Here is an 18,024-nt window from a genome sequence, read left to right on the forward strand (position 1 = left end):
GCAGGGACAAACCTGTTCTGTGACCACCGCCATTCCCTCACTGGATCCCACGATGCGCCGCACACTGTTCCTTTCCATTGCCCTTGCGCTACATGTCACTGCCACGGCAGGTGCCAACGCCGCTGAACCGGACCGCGTAGCCAGCGAAGCCATCGCTTCGCAGCCCTTGGACATGGCGCTCAACGCCTTGTCACGGCAGACCGGCCTGCAGTTCGTCTACAACGCCCAGAGTGCAGGCAATCCCCGCACGCCGAGCATTCCCGCGGGGTTGAGCGCAAACGCGGCGCTAAGCCGCTTGCTGGCCGGCACCGGGCTGCGCTATCGCTATCTCAATGCCACAACGGTCACCATTGAAGCGCAGGACACGGCTTCGCCGGGCCCGATATCCGCGCTGGCGACACCGGGCACGATGACAGGGCCGGGTACGGCATTGGCCCAGGGCGGTGTGGATGCACCCGCAGCCGAAGCTGCCAATCTGGAAACCATCCAGGTCACCGGCAGTTACAGCCGCAGCCTTGAGCAGGCAGTGGACATCAAGCGAGCCACCGTCGGCTTCTCCGACTCGATCGTCGCCACCGATGTGGCCGACTTTCCCGAACAGAACCTCGCCGAGGCACTGCAACGTGTCCCCGGTGTGACCATCGAACGCAGCAAAGGCCTGGGCACAAAGGTCAATGTACGCGGCCTGCCTTCGGAATACACCCATGTTTCGATCAACGACCTGGCAACGGCGTCGGGCAGCGGCGGACGTGATGTGGAATTCGACATGTTCGCCTCGGAGATCATCCAGCAGGTGACTGTGCAGAAATCTCCCACTGCAGCGGACGAGGAGGGCGGCATCGCAGGCTCGGTGAAGATATCCACCGCGCGGCCGTTCGACTACAACGAGCGCAAGCTGGTGTTCTCCGCCGAGGGCGCGCACAACAGCATCTCGGAAGAGGTGGACCCGCGCTTCGCCTTCCTCGCCGCCGACACCTGGGGCGACTGGGGTGCGCTGGTGTCGTACTCGCAGTCCAAGCGTACAAACCGTACCGATTCGACCTCGGGCATCAATTTCCGCCCCTCCTCACGCTTCCTGACTGCCTCCGGCACTCGCGGCACGCAGGCGCAGGCCGTGCTGCTGCGCGATGCAGGGATCAATATCACCGACCGCAATGACGCCAGCCAGACCAACCTGGTCGTATTCCAGGACAAGGTCGGTGACCGCGTCTACCTCAACGAACAGGACAAGTGGGGCGCGACCGGTTCGTTGCAGTACAAGCCAAGCAACAACTTCAGCCTGACGTTCGACGCGATGGTCGGCGGTTACGACAGCACCGAGGACGAGTATGATGCGGCGGCCTATTCCGCCTCCAGTCGCAGCACCTTCGACACCATCCACGAGTACGACGCCACTACGCTGTCCGAGTACGGCATGGTGGTGCTGCGCGATGTCTCCTACACCGCGACCCAGCACGAGATGCTCAGCAAGGAGCGGATCAACAAGACCGACTACAGCCAGTACAGCCTGGCCTTGGACTGGAAGGGCGACAGCTGGTACGTGGATGCGCTGGTTGGCTATTCCGGCGCGGAGAAGACCTCGGACTCTTCCAATCTCAAGCACGTTGCGTATGCGCCTTCGCGCACCCGCTGGAATGGCAGCAGCGGCGAGACGATTCCAACCGCCGCGGCCGGCAGCTTTGACATGTACAACGATCCCAGCCGTTACCTGTTCGAAGCGTATGAGACCACGCTGGAAAAAGTGAACGACGACAAGTACGCCGGCCAGGTCAATGTCACCCGCCTGCTGGACATGGCCTTCCTGCCTGCACTGCACACGGTCAGGTTCGGCGCGCGCTACACCGATCGCTCCAAGCAGCGTCAGTACGGGGAGTTGAAGATCACCGGCCCGACCGCCGGAAGCGCAGCCTGGGTCAATACCCGCACGATGGCCGACAGTCCGCTGGAGTACATCGGCGACATCGTCCCGGGCGGCAGCTACTCCAACAAGGGGCTGAACTGGCAGCAGATTTCCAACGACTACGCGCGTAACGCGTTCCGCTACGATGGCTTCTACACGCCTTTTGACCCGGGCCAGTACTACCAGGTCGACGAAAAGGTGATGAGCTTCTATGCCATGGCCGACTTCGCGTTCGACCTGGGCAAGGTGCCGTTCACCGTCAACGCCGGCGCGCGCTACGTGGATACGAAGGTCGATTCGTTCGGCTACCACCCGATCCAGCTTCCCAATGGCAGCACCGGCTATACCGACAGTCCGGTATCAAAGGACGGCAGCTACGACGACGTGCTGCCCAGCTTCAACATGACCGCCGAGCTTTCCTCGGGTCTGCTGCTGCGAGCGGCTGCCTCCAAGGTGATGATGCGCCCGGCGCTGACCGATATCGCGTACAAACGCACCGCCAGTTGGAGCTCCTATCGCTTCACCGACGGCAACCCGGCGCTGAAACCTACCTACGCCAAGCAGTGGGAAGTCGGTCTGGAGAAGTACCTTGATAATGGTGCGCTGTTCGCCGCCAGCTACTTCCGCAAGAACATTGACGGCGTAGTCATCAATTCGCTGACCGGCGTGGTCGAGGACGTGGCGGTGTACAACGCCAACGGCAGCCTCAACGGCATCTACGACTTCGATGTGTACCAGCCGGTCAACGCCAAGGGAGCGTACGAAGTCGACGGCATCGAGCTCGTCGCGCAGCTGCCGTTGAACATGTTCACACCTTGGCTGGATGGTTTCGGCATCAATGCCAACTACACCATGCTGGACAGCTCGCTGGCCGGTGAGTCCGCGCTTGGCATCCGCACGCCGATGCCAGGTTTGTCGGAGAAGACCTGGAACTTCACCGCTTACTACGAGAACGACCGCTTCGATGCCCGCGTGTCGTACAACCACAAGGATGAGTACGTCGAATCGATCGGCTACAACCTCTACCCGATCTGGCGCGATGCCTATGGCCAGATGGATGTATCGATCGGTTACCGCATCACCGACAACATCAAGGTCAGCCTGAAAGGCATCAACCTCACTAACGAACGGACCAGCGGTTACACCATGGACCCGTCGTTCCCGACCATGGACGAGACCTCGGGTCGCCGCATCAGCCTTGGCCTGCGCGCGGACTTCTAAGTAACGGCTCAACTTTGTGCGGCATGCGGACCAATCAGGTGTCCGCATGCCGTCGTACGCTTTTCAGAGGCGATGCAATGAAGAAATTCTTGATGTTGGCGCTGTTTGCAGCGTCAATCCCTGCGGTGTGCGCTCCTGCTTCAACTGTGGGCGATACGGACCGCCAATGGCTGGCCGGTGACCACCATGTGCACAGCGAATGGAGCGTGGACTGGGACCACAGCACGACACCGCCAACGCCAGTTCGCGGCGGCGATTCACCCTACAGCCGCAGCCACAATGCCGCGCAGGCCAGAGCGTTTGGACTGCGCTGGATGGTCCACACCGATCATGGCGGCCCGGGTCACTCCGCGGTAACCCGCGACCACGCGCATCCCGCGTTGCTGCAAGCACGTGCCGATGTGCCGGAGGTGATCCAGTTCAATGGCATGGAATTCGATGTGCCGGCGGGGGAGCACGCCTCGCTCATCATCGCGCCAGGCCCGCAGGAGATGGAGCAATTGGTTGCCGCCGAGCGGGACTTCAGCCGTAGCGAGCCGCTGCAGGGCAGCCGCGACACCGAAGCGCAGATGCAGGCGGCACTTGCCTACCTGCGGGATCTGAGCCCTGCGCCGCTGATGTTCATCAACCACCCGTCGCGCACCGCGAGCGGTCTTGGCGTGTGGGGGGAAGTAAGTCCAGAAGAACTGCGCGCTTGGCATGCGGCCGCGCCGAAAGTGCTGGTCGGCATGGAAGGCGCGCCGGGACATCAGGCCATCCGCTCCGAGCGTGGGTTGTACCGCAACACCGGTGCGCCAACCATGGGCGGATACGATCAGATGACCGCGCAGGTGGGTGGGATCTGGGACCGGATGCTGGCGGACGGCATTCGATTCTGGATAACCGCGAACTCAGACTCACATGTGAATCTTCGCGACGGTGGACGTGACTATGACCCTGGGGAATACAGCAAGACCTATGTGCTGGCGCGCCCCGACGCCGAAGACATCCTCGATGGTTTGCGCCACGGCCGCATGTTCACGGTCACCGGAGACTTGATCAACGCACTTGAGTTCAAGGTGACGGATGGAAACGTCACCGGATCCATGGGCGATTCGGTGACGCTAGCCGCCTCAAGACCGATGCAGGTGCAAGCGCGGATACGGAAGCCGACGAACGCCAACGCGAATGGGCAGCACCCAGTGTTGAAGCGCATCGAACTGATTGTGGGTGGAAAGCGCGAAGACGGCAGCCTGCAGATGCAACGGCGTGGCTTCGACGCGACAACCTGGGTGCTCGAAGGCGAGTGGATCGTGGCAGGTTGGTCACTTCCAGTGCCTTCGCAAGGCGGATTCGTGCGCGTGCGCGGCAACAGCAGTGGAGCCGTCGAGGCGCTGCTGGACGAGCCTGGCGAGGATCCGTGGGAGGATCTGTGGTTCTACTCCAACCCAATCTTCGTCGGTGCTGCTGAGACAGTTCGCTGATAGTCCGTTTTTTGGCAAAGAGGAAAAGCGACTCATACGGTCGTGACCTGGACCTTGTTGACGGAGCAGGGCACCGCCCAGAGTGATGGCTAACCACGCGTTGCGTCGTATGCGTCATCGAGAGACGGATGGGCGGGCCGGGAGTACTTTTGCGCGCGGGATGCCGCTGGCTCAGGCCATGCTCAGGATCACACCGGGCTGGTGGGAGGCGATTGCACGTGCAGCGTGCGTATCGCGTGCTTGCATGAATGCATGCGGCGCGCGACGATGCGGGATTGACATGGAGACTGCTGATGGAACTGCTTTCGCTTGAACACTTCGCTGGCTGCGTGAACGAGACCTTCCATGCCGGCTTGTCCGAGGGCGAGGTTCCGTTCGTGCTGGTGGAAGCGCGCCCGCTGCAGGCGCAGCAGGTCCGCGGCACGCAGGCCATGCGTACGCCGTTCTCGCTGCTGTTCCGCCATTGCGCGTCGTTCCTGCTGCCGCAGCAGATCTACCAGATGCGCCATGACCGCATTGGTTCCGTCGGCATCTTCCTGGTTCCGATCGCGCGGGAGCGCGAGGGCTTCCTGTATCAGGCCGTGTTCAACTGACGCCTGGCGACCAGCGCATGGACAGGTGTGTTGCCGTGGCGCCGTCCACGGCAAAGCCTTCGCGTTCGTAGAGATGTCGCGCCCGCGGATTGTCGATCTGCACGTGCAGGTCCAAGGGGCAACCGTGGCTGCCAGCCGAGGCCTTCAACACGGTGAGCGCCAGCGTGCCAATACCGTTGCCGCGGACCTGCTGGTCCAACAGGATGTCGATGAGCAGGTGCCGCACGGGATCGAGGTCCGCGTACAGGCGGCCGCATGGTGCGCCATCGCGGGTAATGACCCAATAGTGAGCAGACGGGTAGTGGCGCACGTAGTGCAGGTGCTGCAGTGTGAACTGCTGGTCAAGGAACGCCGTGCCCATCGCGTTGTCCCAGCCAGCGCGCTCGATTTCGCACCAGCGTGACTGACGAAACAAGGCTTGCAGCCACGGCAGGTGCGAGGTGTCCGCCGGGATAAGGGCGAGGCGCGGATCGTCAAATACAGGAACCGACCCGCGTGTGCCGCGGGTCGGGAAGGCGGGCAGGGTGGCGCTGGCCAGCATGCCGCGCAGGCCTCAGGAGAAGGGGGGAAATACGCCGTACAAGGCGATCGAGAAGTTGACGGCGAGATAGGGCTGTCTGTTCTCGTGCGCTGCGGTTCCGCCGGCCACTCCCAGCAGTAGCGGTGACAGCGTGGTGTTGCTGCCCTGGTCACTGCTGATGAAGGCCGTGGTGCCGGTGGCGGTCGGTGGCGACATCACATCGTTGGCCTGCGGGACCGTATGGCGCTCGGTCTGGATGTTCTGGCCAAAGAGATTGAACGGGTGGGTATGGCGTGGCATTTCCGCCTGGGTCAGTGTGACAGCGCTCCTTCCGTCCGACTGGCCCATGGCCCGCGGTGTCAGGTTGGGGCCGGAGCCCTGAGCGGCGACGACGCGGCCACGGAAGTCCGGCAACGCGAAGTTGGTGGTGCCGTTACCACCATAGGTGGTGCCCAGCAGCGAAAAAAGGGCCGTGTTCTGTTGGATCTGGATGATCGTGCCATCGCAGAATGCCCACTGGTAGGGCGGGAAGTTAAAGCCAAACTGGGTGATCTGACCGACATAGGGTTCCGTCATGTTGTTCTCCGTGGTGCAGGGGCGCGCGGCGCCACCCTGCAGAAATGGGTCAGGACTGGGTCGGATAGATGCCCGACCAGGCAATGCAGTAATTCGCCGTCTGGGTGGGCATCATGTTTTCGTGGGGCAAGCCGCCACCGGCGGCACTCACGATCGTGGGCCCGAACGCCAGCGGCTTGGTCGCATCGCGCGCCGTGGCCGCATACAGGCTGTCGCCGGAGATCGCAGCGGGGAAAAGCGCGGGGCCTGGCGTATTGCTGCTGCCGTTGGCCGCGCTGACCACCACGGGGTGCGTGTGCGCGGGCATCTGTGTTGTCAGCAGCGTGACTGATTCCACGCCCGCCACCTGGCCGATAGCGTAGGTGCCGCCACCTGACAGGTTGCCAAAGTGCAGGGGGATGCGCCCACGCAGGTCGGGCACGCCGAAGGTGGTCTGCCCGTTGCCGCCATACGTGGTGCCGAGCAGGGCGTACAGCACCTCATGTTCCGCGATGGAGTACAACGTACCGTCGCACGCAAACCAGCCTTGGGGGACACGCGGAAAGCCGAACAGGCGGATTTCGCCGATGTAGGGAACGCTCATGCAGTGGTGCTCCGTGTAGGTCCAGGCTCAGTTGCGGGACGGGTAGATGCCCGACAGTGCGATGCAGAAATTGAGGACGGTATAGGGTTGCAAGTTGGTATGCGCCTGGTTGCCCCCCACCACACCGCAGGTGGCATTGGACAATGTGACCGGCGTACCCTGGCCGTACATGTCGACCTGGGCCTGGGCAAACTGGTTGCCAGTCGGTGCGCGCACCGTGCCCGGGCTCGTGCTGGCGCCGACCAGATGGTTATGCGTCGGCAACTGCGGGGTCGTCAACGTGACGGTCTCCGAGCCGGCCGCCTGGCCAAGCTGAATGGGTCCGTCCGGGCCGACCCCGTATGCCATCGGCGTGCGCCCCTGCAGGTTCGGCAGCGCAAAGGTGTTGACGCCATTTCCGCCGTAATACGTGCCGAGCAGGGAGAACAGTGCGGTGTTCTGCTGGATACTGAGCTGTTGCCCGTGGCAGAACGCCCAGTACTTCGGTGCAAAGTTGAAAGCGAACGGCGTTATCTGGCCTAGAAAAAAATCAGACATGGACTTGCCCTTTCCATCCTATGGAGGTTCGTCCGATCAATCTGCCCCATATTCATGAACTGTTCAAGTCTTCCTGAATTCGACTCCGGGCAGGGATGGACAGTTGTTTCCCGAAGAATGGCGTGGCTATTCAGCCCATGTTCTGTTTCAATGGGTACAGCTGCATCATGGGTGCGGTGGACGGTCGTGCGCGTCAGCGCGGACCCGGCATGGCTCAAGACAGACAATCAGACAGGGGGACGGGCCAGCGCGCACGCGCTGGTCGGCTGTCGCTGTGTCAGGGGGATTGGCAATGGAACTGGCTCGCAAGCATGTGCTTGTTGCAAAGGATCGCGGTATTCCGGGTGCTTGGACCTCCTGGCTCCTGCTTGGGGTGATGCTTATCGTCGGCTGGCTCCTGCCCGCCGCGGCGGCGCAGGCGGCCCCGTCTCCTTATTGCCCGACGCTGAGTTACACGGTGGCCTACGGCGGCTTCCAGACGCAGGACATCGGCTACTGCGACGGCGGCACCTTCATTGGCGTCGGCCCGGTAAAAGTCCCTCCGCAACATGGCACGGTGAGTTTCAGCGCCTTCTCCGATCTTGTGACCTATACCCATAACGGCACCGGGGCGCAGCTCACTGACCAGTTCGTCATCGATGACAGCAATGGTGGCGACATCACCATCAATGTCACCATCCAGCCACCGGCCAGCGCCATCACGATTTCGCCTGGAGCGTTGACCGGCCTCAAGGTTGGCGTGCCGTATTCACAGCAGTTGTCTGCCTCCGGTGGCGACGGCAATTACACCTATGTCGTCACCGCGGGCAGCATCCCAGGCCTGACACTGTCCACCAGCGGCCTGCTCAGCGGTACACCCAGCAGCCGTGCAACCACGTCGATCACGGTGCAGGTCACCGACGGCACCAATGACACTACTTCCAAGACCTATTCGGCGTCGCCGGCAAATCCGACGATCACGGTCAATCCGCTGACCGGCGCTGCTGTGGGTGTGCTGTATACGCGCCAGGTGACGGCCAGCGGCGGTATTGCACCGTATACGATCGCCTACATTTCCGGCACCATCCCGCCCGGTACCGCGATGAGCGGCAGCGTGCTGTCCGGTACGCCGACGACCGTCGGGACATACTCCTTCCAGGTCCAGGTCACGGACAGCAGCGGCGGAACGTTCCCCTACAGCGTCGCGCTGCCGGCCAGCGCCACGGTGGTCACGCCGCCGACCATCACGATCGCACCGACCTTGGTGACCAATGGCCGCGTGGGGACGGCCTATTTGCAGACCATCACGGCCACCGGCGGCACCGCACCGTATACCTATGCCGTGAGTGCCGGCGCGTTGCCGCTCGGCGTGACGTTGAATACCGCAAGCGGGACGCTGTCCGGGACGCCGACGGAAGCGGGCTCCTTCAGCTTCACCATCCGCGCCACCGATGCCAACACGTTTGTCGGGACCCGCACGTACGCGATGTCGGTGGCCCCGCCGGCCATCCTGATTGCGCCGACGCTCACCAACGTGCCGACGTGGACAGGGGAGCTGTTCAACCTGCCGTTCAGTGCAAGTGGTGGCCTTGCACCCTACACCTATGCGATCACCACCGGCACGCTGCCGGCAGGAGTGACACTGACGGCGCAGGGTGTCCTCGGTGGCACGCCGACCCAGTCGGGCAGCTTCCCGCTGCAACTGACCGTGACCAGCAGCGGTACTGGCGTTGGTGCTCCGTTCACCCAATCGCACTACTTCGTCCTCACGGTGGAGCCGCCGACCATCACCTTCAACGGTGCGACACTGGCGCAGGCGACTCAGGATGCGAGCTATACCGCGTCGGTCACCGCAACCAGTGGCGGCATCGCGCCGTACACCTATACAACGCCCGCCGGTGGATTGCCGCCAGGCATACTGCTCAATGCAACGACCGGCGCCTTCAGTGGCACGCCGACGACGCCCGGGACCTATTCTTTTACTGTGCGCGCGACCGATTCGACGACCGGAAACGGCCCGTACGCGGCGGAGGCGACGTACTCGATCACGGTGGCCAGCGCCGCCCCGGTCGCCAACGACTCCAGTCTGGTTGTGTCCTATGGCGCGGGCCCGACCAACGTGCCGCTGAACCTGAGCGGGGGCGTGGCGGACAGCCTGACCGTCACCACGGCGCCGACGCACGGCATCCTGGACGTCACGGGAGCTTCGGTCACCTACACGCCTGCATCGAACTATGGTGGGTCTGACAACTTCAGCTACACCGCGACAAACGTGGCGGGGACATCGTCTGTTGCAACGGTCTCCATCACCGTCAGCGCGCCGGTGCTCTCCATGACGTTCTCAGGGATGACCGGTATCAAGGTCGGTGCGCCGGCGACCATCGTGGGCACGTTTGTGGGAGGGACCGAACCGTACAGCGATATCACCGTCACCGGTCTGCCCGCGGGCTTGGCCATGACCAGTACAGGTAACCGCAGCGTCACCATCACCGGAACGCCCACTGAGTCCGGCGCCTTCATGCTGATCGTGAACGCACGGGACGCCAGTGCCGGCAACGGACCGTATGCCATCCAGAGCACCGAGCCATTGTCGGTAGACCCAGCCACGCTGTCCCCTACAGTGCCCTCGGGATCATTGAGCGTCCCCTACGGTCAGCAGCTGGACCTGGAGTTCCCGGTCACCGGTGGCATCGCCCCGTACACATATAACTTCAGTGGTGCCTTGCCGGCTGGCGTGACGGTGGATGGTGGCTGGCTGCGCGGTGTGCCCACGCAGGTGGGTCCCTACATCTTCACGGTAACCGCGGAAGACTCCAGCACGGGCGCCAGTTCACCGGTAACACTGACGACCAACTACAGCCTGTTGGTCATTTCCCCGACGATCTCCGTTGGCCCCGTGCTGGCTCCGCTCGCCAGCGTGGGCACAGCATACGGCGCCCAGTTCACCGCCAGCGGTGGCATCGCGCCTTACAGCTTTGCGGTGACGAACGGTGCGCTTCCAGCAGGCGTAACCCTGCAGGCAGATGGCAGCACGACTGGCGCGCCGACCGCCAGTGGCGCCTTCAACTTCACGATCACCACCACGGATGCCAACGGGCAGACCGGTGCGCGTGCCTACACACTGACGGTTGCTGCGCCGACGCTGACGCTGTCGCCGGCCGCTGGTGCACTTCCGGGTGCAACCGCTGCGACTGCCTACAGCCAGACGTTCGTCGCCACGGGCGGTACGCCGGCCTATACGTACAGCCTGGGCAGTGGTGCGCTTCCGGACGGCCTGACGCTATCTTCCAACGGCGTGCTGTCCGGAACGCCGACCCGGAGCGGCACGTTCAATTTCACGCTGGCAGCTGTCGATTCCACCAGTGGTACGGCGGGATCCGTGACGGAGAGCTATTCGCTGGTGGTCGCGGCGCCGACGTTGGCGGTGACGCCACTGGCGCTGGTGGACGGCACAGCGTCGTCGTCCTACGCGCAGACGCTGTCTGCGAGCGGCGGCATCGCACCGTATGGCTTCACGCTGGTGGCCGGGCTGCTGCCGAACGGCATCACGCTGTCGCCGACCGGTGACCTTTCTGGTACGTCGACGGAGGCGGGAGGCTTCTCGTTCACGGTGCGGGTCGAAGACAGCACCAGCGGTTCGCCGGGCGTCCTGCTGCAGCCCTATACGCTGCAGATCGCCGCGCCGACGCTGACGCTGTCGCCGGCTGCCGGCGCGCTGCCGGCCGGTACGTCGGGCACGGCGTACTCCCAGAGCCTAAGCGCTGCCGGTGGCCAGGCACCGTATGCCTACGCCATCGCATCGGGCACGTTGCCCGGTGGCGTCACGCTGTCCGCCGGTGGTGTGCTCTCAGGCACGCCGACCAGCAGCGGCACCTTCAGCTTCTCGGTGCGTGCGACGGACAGCACCGGCGGAACTGCCGGCGAGATCGTCGAGAGCTACACGCTGAGCGTGGTGCCGGGGGCGCTGAGCATCGCGCCGCCTGCCGGCTCGCTGCCGCCGGCGACGGCTGCTGTCAGTTACTCGCTGGCGCTGACGGCAAGCGGCGGCGTGGCCCCGTACACCTTCAGTCTGGTGGCGGGTGCACTGCCGGCCGGGATCACTCTGGCCGCGGACGGCACGCTCAGTGGCGTGCCCACCGCAGAAGGCAGTTTCAACCTGATCATCGAGGCGCGCGACAGCACCACCGGAACCGCTGCCGTGGGGACCCAGCCGTACATCCTGTCGGTGGGGGCGCCCACGCTGGCAGTGACGCCGGCAGGCGGCCCGCTGCCGGCCGGCGTGGCTGGGACGGCCTATCAGTTCGATCTGGTGGGGTCGGGCGGTAATGCGCCGTATGACTTCAGCGTGGTCGGCGGTGCGTTCCCGGCCGGCGTGAGCCTGTCGAGCACCGGCACTCTGTCCGGTACACCAACCGCGTCCGGCTTCTTCCTCGCTACAGTGCAGATGCGCGACAGCACCACGGACGGCACGGCGTTCATCAACGCGACGTATACGTTGAACATTGATATGCCGACCCTGTCCGTCGTACCTACAGCGGGCCCGTTGCCAGCGGGGGCAGCCGGTACGGCGTACCAGCAGACGATCACAGCCAGTGGTGGCGTGGCGCCGTACGTCTATGAGGTGCTCAGTGGCGCGCTGCCGGCCGGCCTGACCCTGGATACGGCGGGTAACCTGAGCGGCACCCCGACGGCGTCGGGCACCTTCAACTTCACTGTGCGCGCAAGCGACAGCACCAGCGGCGGCGTGGCACAGATCGACGTGTCCTACGTGCTGCAGGTGTCCGCGCCGACCCTGGCGCTGACGCCGGCAGCCGGTGCGCTGCCGGCCGGTACGGCCGCGACGGCCTACCAGCAGAGCTTCACCACCACGGGTGGCATCGCGCCGTACAGCTACAGCATTGCCAGCGGCGCGCTGCCCACGGGCCTGACGCTCGATGCGGGCGGCAATCTGTCAGGCACGCCGACGGCCTCGGGCACGTTCGCGTTCAGCGTGCAGGTCATCGACGCCACCAACGGCACCCCGGCGGCGCTGAGCCAGGCCTACACGCTGACCATCGCGGCACCGACGCTTAGTCTGGCCCCCGCGGCAGGTGCGTTGCCGGGTGGTACGGCGGGTGCTGCTTACTCGCAGACCTTCACGGCGACGGATGGCGTGGCGTCCTACACCTACGCGATCACGGCCGGTGCACTGCCGGCGGGCGTGATCCTGTCTACCGGAGGCGTACTCTCGGGGACGCCGAACGTGGCGGGCAGCTTCGCGTTCACCGTGCAGGCGACCGACAGCACCAGCGGCACGCCAGCAACGATCGCGCAGGCTTACACGCTTGAGATCGCCGCGCCGACGCTGACGCTCTCGCCTGCGGCCGGTGCGCTGCCGCTGGCGACGGTGGGGGCGGGCTATACGCAGACCGTCATCGCTGATGGCGGACAGGCTCCTTATGCCTACGCGCTGACGGCCGGCACGCTGCCGACCGGCATCACGCTCGCCGCGGACGGCACCCTGAGCGGCACCGCGCAGGTTGCTGGCAACTTCAGCTTCACCGTGCAGGCCACCGACAGCACGGGCGGTACGCCCGCGACGATCAGCCAGGCCTACACGCTGCAGGTGGTCCCGCCGACGCTGGTGCTCGTACCGGCCGCCGGCGCGCTGCCGCCTGCCGTGTCGGGCGTGGTGTATGCGCAGACCTTCAGCACCACCGGAGGCGCGGCGCCCTACATCTATGCTGTGGCTGCTGGCGCATTGCCGGCGGGTCTGACCCTGTCCGCCGCCGGCGAACTGGAAGGCACTCCGACGGCTGCAGGGACGTTCAACTTCACCGTGCAGGTGACCGACAGCACGGTCGGCGGTGTCGGCATGCAGAGCCAGGCGTACACCCTGACGGTGTCCTCCGGCACGCTGGTGCTCGCACCGGCGGCGGGCGCACTGCCGGGCGCAGTGGGCGGGACCAGTTACCAGCAGGACTTCACTGTGACCGGTGGCGTGGCTCCGTACAGCCACAGCGTGACCGCCGGTGCACTGCCGGCCGGCCTGACGCTGTCGGCCGGTGGCACGCTGAGCGGTACGCCGACCAGCAGTGGCGCCTTCATTTTCACCATCACGGCGGTGGACAGCACCACCGGTACCCCGGCACAGGTGAGCCAGAGCTACACGCTGCAGGTGGCTGCACCGACGCTGTTGCTTGTCCCGGCATCCGGTGCGTTGCCGGCGGCCGTGGCAGGCACGGCGTACAGCCAGAGCTTCGTCGCCACCGGTGGCGCGGCACCGTACAGCTACGCCGTCATCGCCGGTACATTGCCTGGCGGGCTGACGCTGGCGACTGACGGAACGCTGGCGGGCACGCCGGTCTCCGTGGGCACGTTCAACGTCACCATCAGCGTCACCGACAGTACGGGTGGCACGCCTGCCACACTCACCCAGGCCTACAGTCTGGAAGTGACCGCGCCGGCCCTGGCGCTGGCTCCGGCCGCCGGTGCGCTGCCGACGGCAACCGCAGGCATGACGTACGCCCAGACGTTCTCGGGCAGCGGTGGCATCGCGCCGTACAGTTACGCCGTGACCGCCGGCAGCCTGCCAACGGGACTGACGCTGTCCAGCAGCGGCGAGCTGAGTGGTGTGGCGACGGCGGCAGGTACGTACAACGTGACCGTCACCGTGACCGACAGCACCGGTGGTACGCCCACCACGCTTAGCCAGGCCTACACGCTGACCGTCTCGGTGCCGGCGCTGACCCTGGCGCCTGCAGCCGGGGCGCTCCCGTCGGGTGTGGCGGGGGTTGCCTACATCGCGACCTTCGCGGCGGATGGCGGCATCGCACCGTATGCCTACACCATTGCCAGCGGGGCACTGCCGGCGGGTCTGACGCTGGCGGCCGACGGCACGCTGTCGGGCACGCCGACGGTCTCGGGCACCTTCAATGTGTCCATCCGTGCCACCGACAGCACCACGGGAACTCCTGCGCAGATCGTGCAGGCCTACAGCCTGCAGATCGCCGCACCGCTGATCACGGTGGTTCCGACTGCGCTGGCAGATGCCACGCGCGGCACGGCCTATACCGTTGACTTCAGTGCCAGCGGGGGCTCGGGCGGGTATACGTTCGCGATCGGCTCGGGCAGCGTCCCGGCCGGGTTGACGATGTCGGCGGCAGGCAATCTCTCCGGCACGCCGACGGCGGCGGGCACCTCGACGTTTGACGTCGTGGCAACCGACAACCTTGGCTTCACCGGCGCTGTGACCGTCACCCTTGAGGTCATCGAAAGCGTGCCGGTCGCCGTGGCTGATGCGGCCACCACGCTGGCACAGCAGCCGGTGACGGTCGCTGTGACCGGCAACGACACGGGGGTGATCACCAGCATCACCATCGTGCAGGTACCGACCAACGGTACGGCCGTGGTCAACGGGCTGGATGTCGTCTACACCCCTGCCCAGGGCTATGCGGGCACCGACACCCTGCGCTACACCGCGACGGGTCCGGGCGGCAGCTCGCAGCCCGCAACGGTAACCATCACGGTCGTCGCGCTGCCGGTGCCGGTGGTGGCCGACCAGGCCGTTACCGTGCTGGCAGGCAGCGCAGTCCGCATCGATGCGACCGTCGGCGCCAGCGGTGGGCCGTTCACCACGGTGACCGTGGTCGAGCAGCCGGCCGAGGGCACGGTGGTGGTTGATGGCACCAGCCTTGTGTATACCGCACCCGCCACAGCGAACGGAACGGTAATGCTGCGCTACACGCTCAGCAACGCGTTCGGTCCGTCGGCTACGGCCACGGCAACCATCACGGTCAATCCGTTGCCGCAGGCCCAGCCGCAGCAGCGTGATGTGATTGCAGGTGGCAGCGTGCAGGTGGATCTGACCGCCGGTGCGACCGGTGGTCCGTTCACCGCAGCCAATGTGATCGCGCTGAGTCCGTCCACGGCGGGTGAGGTACGGTTGGAGCAGAGCGGTCAGGCATGGTTGCTGACGTTCACCCCGTCGCTGGAGTACGCAGGCGTGGCGACCGTGAGCTTCACGCTGAGCAACGCCTACGCCACCTCTGCGCAGGCGCTTGTGAGCTTCAATGTGACGCCGCGCAGCGACCCGTCGAAGGACGCGGAAGTGCTGGGCATGCTGGACGCCCAGGCTGCCACCACGCGTCGTTTTGCGACCTCGCAGATCGGCAACTTCCAGCAGCGCCTTGAGCGTCTGCATGGGGCAGGCGAGGGCGGCAGCAGCTTCCAGAACGGGATCGGCTTCCAGGTCGATCGCAACTGCGGGCCGGGACGCGGGACTGTCATCGGGGATCCGTGCCGGGTGCCGGCCGTCAGCGACGAGTCAGTCGGCTACAGCGAGCCGCTGCCGTACACCCGCGACACCGCCAACACCTCGCTGGGGCTGTGGACGGGCGGCATGATCAGCTCGGGCGCAGCAGATGGCCGTGCCGGCCGCGAAGGACTCGATTTCGAGACCAGCGGCGTCAGTGCAGGTGCGGACTACAGGGTGTCGCCGTCGTTCGCGATCGGCGCAGGCGTTGGCTACGGCCAGGACCGCACCGACGTGGGCGACAACGGCACGCGCACGGACGGCGATGCGTACACGATGGCCGCCTACGCCAGCTGGCACCCAGGCCGCCACCTGTTCGTCGACTGGTTGGCCGGTTATCAGCTGCTGGGCTTCGAGAACCGACGTTACGTGACCGACACCGGTGCAATGGTGCAAGGCAAGCGCGACGGTACGCAGTGGTTCGCGTCGGTGTCGGCCGGTGCCGACTTCCAGAAGGACAATTGGCAGTGGTCGCCATATGCCCGCCTGGATGCCGCGCGCGCGCAGTTGGATGGCTACACAGAGACCGGCACCGACAGTGGCCACGCCCTGGACTTCCATCGCCAGGATGTGGACACCACCACCGTCAGCGCCGGCCTTCGGGTGTCCTTCGCCCACGCCGTGAGCTGGGGCCGCCTGTCGCCGCAACTGCGGATGGAATACCAGCGCGAGCTGGAGGATCCGTCCACGGCCTTCATGCAGTACGCCGACCTGCCGGGTGGGCCGCTGTACCAGGCCGATGTGCGTGGCTTCAAGCGCAACCGCTTCCTGTTCGGTGCGGGCCTGATGCTGGCCGCGGAACGTGACCTGATGGTGCGCCTCGAGTACCGCGGTCTGTTCGGCGACAGCGAGCAGCGCGACAACGGCCTGATGCTCAACATCGAGAAGAAGTACTGATCGGGGACTCCCCGCCTGCTGCAACAACAACGCCCCGCAAGGGGCGTTGTTGTATACGGCACAACGGTCAGCTCAATCCGATAGCGCGGGGCGTGCCCGTCAGGGGCTGAACGATTCCGCCTGGAACAGGTGACGTCGTTCAGCACGTGATGTGATGGTCATGACCGAAGGATCAAAGGTCGCAGGCCACGAGCTCAAGGATCTGAAATAAAATCTGGACGATAGACCCGCATGGGCCCAATGTTTGAAATAGACGTGCCACGGACGAGTTCGATTTCAACGGTGGATTCCCGCGAATAGCCATCAACGCAGAGTTCTCCAGGGGCGTGAACGATGACCAAGCGGAAAATTTGGGCGCCATGTGCTCCTCCGCGCATTGCTCGATTCATTCACCACGCACTAATAGCCTGCATTCTGTTGATGGCGTCGGCCTCACCGACAGAGGCTGTGGAGCCGGCATCTTCGGAACAATGCTCCAATCCGGCCTTCGTTCTTGAGACGTTTCGTGCAGATGATTTGTCCACAAAAGTGCAAAGTAGTCTGCACGTTGCAAGTGACTACATTGCAAAAGTATCGGCGCTGGAGATATCAAGCTCATGCGGCCAGTATCTGACGAGCTTTCGAGGTTCCAGCTATAGATTCTCGACAGGCGTGGTAATCGGGCCAAACCGTGCCTCAAGCGGGCTTGAAGCCAGAAGCGTAGACGTCCCGCAGGGACGAACATTGTCAAAAATCGAAGACGGAGGCATCTATTCCAGCGAGGAGAGAATCGCCGTTGCACGCGATGGCAGCTCAGTCGACCTTTTCTTGTCGAGCAGCGATGGCCAGTCGGAAGTCTCCATCATCACCAAGACGAGCTCAGGTGCTGCCAACCGGTTGGTGCTATTGAACTCAGACACCACTATCCGATCTGTTGGCTGGATAGGTTCAGTGCATGGCGACCACGGCGGTCTCTATGTCCTTGAAGAAGGTTCCAGACTGGTTGGGCATATGTACGTTCTCAAGGTCGCATCCGCGCTTGGAGAGGCCACGCCTTGACCGGAAGTGGTCTGCGCAAGTAGTCACGTTCCACAGTCGTTCTCATTGGGAGTATCCGTGGAGTGAAGCTGCTCCCAAGTTCGCTTCGAGCGACGGTAATGCAGGAAGCCCGCCAGCGAGACCTTGCAATATAGCCACGGCACGCAGTAATTCGCTCCAAGGTCCGGATGGCTCGTGTGGCAGGCAGGCTTGGATCCGTTTCCATGGCCAAAGCCCAAACCGCCGAAACCGCCGATTACGTCCAACGCATTGCAGAGCGCAATGGGCATGAAATCGACCTACCAGCTGCTGTTTATGCGACGTCCCCCCGACCTGAGTAGAGGTCGGGTTTAGAGTCCTGTTTTGATCTTATCTGTCTTCGCCGCCAGCTGCGCGGCGTAGTGGGCAGGTGTCATTCCGCCGAGTGCTCTTTTGGGTCTTTCTT

At 64.5% G+C, this 18,024-nt stretch carries 9 protein-coding genes; 5 read left to right on the forward strand and 4 right to left on the reverse strand.

Translation table 11 applies throughout. The features are described 5' to 3' along the window. Positions 1-52 precede the first annotated feature (52 nt). The 3 genes from AC13FW_RS17795 (at position 53) to AC13FW_RS17805 (ending at position 5,177) form a co-directional block, all read left to right on the forward strand. Positions 53-3,121: a TonB-dependent receptor gene (locus tag AC13FW_RS17795; protein WP_482989944.1), complete on the forward strand. Its 3,069-nt coding sequence runs from the start codon at positions 53-55 to the stop codon at positions 3,119-3,121. A 77-nt stretch (positions 3,122-3,198) separates the two neighbouring features. Then, positions 3,199-4,584, forward strand: a complete 1,386-nt coding sequence (locus AC13FW_RS17800; protein ID WP_482989945.1) for a CehA/McbA family metallohydrolase domain-containing protein — start codon at positions 3,199-3,201, stop codon at positions 4,582-4,584. Positions 4,585-4,877: 293 nt separating this feature from the next. Then, the gene (locus AC13FW_RS17805; protein ID WP_282266213.1) at positions 4,878-5,177 is read left to right on the forward strand and encodes a DUF6916 family protein; all 300 of its coding nucleotides are present in this window, start codon (positions 4,878-4,880) and stop codon (positions 5,175-5,177) included. Here the strand turns inward: AC13FW_RS17805 and AC13FW_RS17810 are convergent. The 4 genes from AC13FW_RS17810 to AC13FW_RS17825 are packed head-to-tail and all read right to left on the reverse strand — an operon-like array spanning position 5,170 to position 7,393. After that, a complete protein-coding gene (locus AC13FW_RS17810) occupies positions 5,170-5,718 on the reverse strand; it encodes a GNAT family N-acetyltransferase (RefSeq protein ID WP_482989946.1) in 549 nt (182 codons plus the stop codon). The two genes, AC13FW_RS17805 and AC13FW_RS17810, sit on opposite strands and share 8 nt — an antisense overlap. 12 nt (positions 5,719-5,730) lie before the next feature. Continuing rightward, entirely contained in the window at positions 5,731-6,273 is a 543-nt protein-coding gene (locus tag AC13FW_RS17815; RefSeq protein WP_482989947.1) for a phage tail protein, read from the reverse strand. Between the two features lie 49 nt (positions 6,274-6,322). Further along, on the reverse strand, positions 6,323-6,856 hold the full coding sequence (locus tag AC13FW_RS17820; protein ID WP_482989948.1) for a phage tail protein: 534 nt from the start codon (positions 6,854-6,856) through the stop codon (positions 6,323-6,325). 27 nt (positions 6,857-6,883) lie between these two features. Continuing rightward, positions 6,884-7,393, reverse strand: a complete 510-nt coding sequence (locus AC13FW_RS17825; protein ID WP_482989949.1) for a phage tail protein — start codon at positions 7,391-7,393, stop codon at positions 6,884-6,886. A 292-nt stretch (positions 7,394-7,685) separates the two neighbouring features. Here AC13FW_RS17825 and AC13FW_RS17830 point away from each other — a divergent pair, with 292 nt between their 5' ends. Continuing rightward, a complete protein-coding gene (locus tag AC13FW_RS17830; protein WP_482989950.1) occupies positions 7,686-16,562 on the forward strand; it encodes a putative Ig domain-containing protein in 8,877 nt (2,958 codons plus the stop codon). A gap of 333 nt (positions 16,563-16,895) precedes the next feature. Then, entirely contained in the window at positions 16,896-17,600 is a 705-nt protein-coding gene (locus tag AC13FW_RS17835) for a hypothetical protein (protein WP_482989951.1), read from the forward strand. Positions 17,601-18,024: the final 424 nt, after the last annotated feature.

The organism is Stenotrophomonas sp. 21LCFQ19, assembly GCF_056861425.1.

Bases quoted from the DNA above. Each gene is read 5' to 3' on its own strand.
- AC13FW_RS17820 (WP_482989948.1), bottom strand. From the start codon at position 6,856: ATGAGCGTTCCCTACATCGGCGAAATCCGCCTGTTCGGCTTTCCGCGT.
- AC13FW_RS17815 (WP_482989947.1), bottom strand. From the start codon at position 6,273: ATGACGGAACCCTATGTCGGTCAGATCACCCAGTTTGGCTTTAACTTC.
- AC13FW_RS17795 (WP_482989944.1), top strand. From the start codon at position 53: ATGCGCCGCACACTGTTCCTTTCCATTGCCCTTGCGCTACATGTCACT.
- AC13FW_RS17825 (WP_482989949.1), bottom strand. From the start codon at position 7,393: ATGTCTGATTTTTTTCTAGGCCAGATAACGCCGTTCGCTTTCAACTTT.
- AC13FW_RS17810 (WP_482989946.1), bottom strand. From the start codon at position 5,718: ATGCTGGCCAGCGCCACCCTGCCCGCCTTCCCGACCCGCGGCACACGC.
- AC13FW_RS17835 (WP_482989951.1), top strand. From the start codon at position 16,896: ATGACCAAGCGGAAAATTTGGGCGCCATGTGCTCCTCCGCGCATTGCT.
- AC13FW_RS17805 (WP_282266213.1), top strand. From the start codon at position 4,878: ATGGAACTGCTTTCGCTTGAACACTTCGCTGGCTGCGTGAACGAGACC.
- AC13FW_RS17800 (WP_482989945.1), top strand. From the start codon at position 3,199: ATGAAGAAATTCTTGATGTTGGCGCTGTTTGCAGCGTCAATCCCTGCG.
- AC13FW_RS17830 (WP_482989950.1), top strand. From the start codon at position 7,686: ATGGAACTGGCTCGCAAGCATGTGCTTGTTGCAAAGGATCGCGGTATT.